The organism is Microcoleus sp. MOSTC5 (assembly GCF_036701825.1).
In the GTDB taxonomy this organism is placed as follows: domain Bacteria; phylum Cyanobacteriota; class Cyanobacteriia; order Cyanobacteriales; family Microcoleaceae; genus Microcoleus; species Microcoleus asticus.
In genome coordinates this window covers 1-2787 of sequence record NZ_JAUBRK010000150.1, presented here as the reverse complement: position 1 = coordinate 2787, position 2787 = coordinate 1, and the positions used below count along the sequence as shown (strand labels likewise).

The 2787-nt window shown below is 45.5% G+C and carries 3 protein-coding genes; 2 read left to right on the top strand and 1 reads right to left on the bottom strand.

The genetic code is table 11. The features are described from left to right. The first annotated feature begins 967 nt into the window (after positions 1–967). Positions 968–1705 carry a DUF72 domain-containing protein gene (locus QUA54_RS33925; RefSeq protein WP_333419382.1) on the top strand — a complete coding sequence of 246 codons (738 nt, stop codon included), beginning with the start codon at positions 968–970 and terminating at the stop codon, positions 1703–1705. Positions 1706–1919: 214 nt separating this feature from the next. Here the strand turns inward: QUA54_RS33925 and QUA54_RS33920 are convergent, their stop codons facing one another. After that, positions 1920–2285 (bottom strand): DOPA 4,5-dioxygenase family protein, encoded by a 366-nt coding sequence (locus tag QUA54_RS33920; RefSeq protein WP_333419380.1) that lies wholly within the window; start codon positions 2283–2285, stop codon positions 1920–1922. A 108-nt stretch (positions 2286–2393) separates the two neighbouring features. Between QUA54_RS33920 and QUA54_RS33915 the strand changes: the two genes are divergently transcribed. Continuing rightward, the gene (locus tag QUA54_RS33915) at positions 2394–2516 is read left to right on the top strand and encodes a hypothetical protein (RefSeq protein ID WP_333419378.1); all 123 of its coding nucleotides are present in this window, start codon (positions 2394–2396) and stop codon (positions 2514–2516) included. Positions 2517–2787: the final 271 nt, after the last annotated feature.

Sequence of the window (2787 nt, the reverse complement as noted above, 5' to 3'; positions counted from 1 at the left end):
TTCTGTGATTTATTGCGTAAGCGTTGCTTGCCGTAGGCGTCGCATCCTTCTTTAAAAACTGTCCGGAGTATTGTTATTAGCACAGGTAAAAAAATGATTGTTAATGGCAATTATTGATGCAAATATCAAGTTAATTTGAGTTAATAGTAGATAGCTATAAAGAGCCAATATAAAAAAATACAGGCTATCAAGCTCAGAAAAACACTATTCATAGCAGCCGAAAACACCCACTTTAAAAAATAAAAAATTTGTGAGATATTCGGAGAAAGAAAGCGTTGATGTAGTAGTTGGAAAAAATGGAGAAACGACAGACATAAAAAAATGCCGTTAGTGAGGCGAAGAATGAAATCAGGAGCAACACTTTAAAGGGTATAAAGCTTATGTATGATGCCATGATTCCTAATTAAAAAGAACTATAAGTTAAGAGATTGCTTCGCCTAAAATGCAAGAAAAAAAACAGAATTATCGAGAAAAATAGTAGTAGAACCTCTAATTAGGTAGATGAATGTTTTTTGATTATTAGCAGAGGAATTGTGCTGAAAATATGAGCATGAAGAGCCAGTAATTCTCGGCGTAGGTGGATTAATAAGATGCCGGATTAGTGCCATAGTTCAATGTTCATAAAAATAGCTAAAAATAATAAAATTTAGGCAGTATAATTCTGGCATTTTTTATTGAAAAATCTTTTTACCCTTATTTAAGCGTTGGTTTATGGCTGCCTTCTACCAAACTGCATGCAGCCAAAAACCAAGCTGGGAAAGAATTTAGGAGTTTGTGGAGATGTCTAATATAGAAAAGCCTGAGACGATCGCCCAAAGCAGTAAAGTCAGGCTCAGCGTTTAAAGGAGTTCTTAATAGTTCAACTTGCTCTCTCTATTTTTAGCTGATTGATAGAGTGCGGTAGCGATGCCAGCCAACTAAACTTAAATTCAAACACAAACACAATCTGCGTTGGAGTAAAAAGGCGATGAGTGTTCACATTGGCACTTCAGGTTGGAGTTACGACCATTGGGAAGGTGTGCTTTATCCCCACCAGCTACCGCCTCGCTCTAGGCTCGATTGCTATATCCAGCACTATCAAACCGTCGAAGTTAATAGCACCTACTACCACTGGCCACCAAACACTACCTTAGCTAACTGGCGATCGCGCCTCCCCCAAGGATTTCTCATGACCGTAAAAGCGCCCCGCGGTCTAACGCACTCCAAGCGTCTTTACTCGCCAGAACAGTGGTTGGAACGGATGAGTGAGGGACTTCAATGCCTGGGCGATCGACTGGGTATTCTACTCGTCCAGCTTCCTCCACAGTTCGGCTGCGACTCGGCCCGCCTAGCCTACTTTCTAGAACAGGTGCCCCCCTGGATCAAAGTAGCTGTTGAATTCCGACACCCAAGCTGGCACACGGAAGAGGTATTTTCGCTGCTGGAACGCGAAGGAGCGGCTTACTGCGTGATGAGCGGGGCGCACCTCCCGTGTATCCTGCGCGCAACGGGCTCATTCGTCTATGTGCGCCTCCACGGCCCGGACGCCAACAATCTCTACGCCGGCTCCTACTCTGATGATGATTTGCACTGGTGGGCCGATCGCATCCACGAGTGGGAAAGTCAGGGGCGAAGCGTGTTTGTCTACTTCAACAACGACGGAGAGGGAAATGCAGTGAGGAACGCTTCAAAGCTAAAAACCTTTGTGGAGAAAGGTACTTCCTGACAAGCGAAAATTGAGAGCGTTCCCATTCTTTTGGGCACATTCAAAAATGCTTCGCAGTTCCCTGAAGCTAAATTAGTTCCCCGACTGCGTTTTTGGTTGGTTCAATTCCCTGCACTTAGCATTTGCCAGCTCGCAAGCGTTTTGGTAGTCGCTTCTACCCAACATCAAATCCCCATAGTAACTGTCAGGGGCAACGTTTTCGCCTTGCGATCGATCACAAGCTGGCGTTGGTTGTTCTAGGTCGCAGGAATTCGACATTCAACTCTAATTTATGTCCCAACCACAAAGAATGTAGAGTGTGGTCTGCCAGATCGTCGCCTGTTTCGGGATGGACGAGAATATCTAACCCCTCGCGATGCAGCATTAACCAAGGAACGACTTTGCCAAATTGCGAGGGTAAAAATGCAACTTGATACATCGCTTGGGGGTGGGGGCCAATGGGTTTGTCATGCCAGCGCCCGAGCTTCACCTCAAACTGAGTCAATCCTTCGCGTACACGCGCTGCGGCATCGCGATTATCAGGGTTGAAGTAAATATGTGCGTGAAAACCAACAATTTCGATAGTGTCTTCTTTCATCATTTTCAGTGGGGTATTGAGCGGACATCTGCACAAAACGGCTGTTAATTTCAGGCTAACTTGGTGAACGCCACTTAAGAGGTTTGAGTTGCGGGCATACAAGAGGCAGCGATGGCTCCGCCCCGGCTTACGCCTACGCACTCTTCGGGATTGGGGGCATGGCGGGCGGGTTGGGGTTGGGTTGGGTTCTCGCAAAATCTGGGTGTTGGTGGCGATCGGCAACAAGTTTGGTAATAGATTAGTCATGGTGACAAGAGAATCCGCCAAGCTTGACAGTCGCTTCCTTCCCGAACTTATGTTAACTCTGAATAAAAACTCGAACAAATTGTCTGCTTTCTTACCCATTCTAGCACTGGGCATTGTTGCAGTCCCTGCACTAGGGCGTCGGTACAGTATTAGATATTGACAAAACCGGGTAGATATGATACTTGAATTGAGGAGCCTGTTAAATTCTCACCATCAGGAAAAAAGAAAAAACCTATGCGTCCTCCCTTATGGCATCCTC

Excerpts from the sequence above, each read along its gene's own strand:
- QUA54_RS33920 (WP_333419380.1), bottom strand. The coding sequence starts at position 2,285 with ATGATGAAAGAAGACACTATCGAAATTGTTGGTTTTCACGCACATATT.
- QUA54_RS33915 (WP_333419378.1), top strand. The coding sequence starts at position 2,394 with ATGGCTCCGCCCCGGCTTACGCCTACGCACTCTTCGGGATTGGGGGCA.
- QUA54_RS33925 (WP_333419382.1), top strand. The coding sequence starts at position 968 with ATGAGTGTTCACATTGGCACTTCAGGTTGGAGTTACGACCATTGGGAA.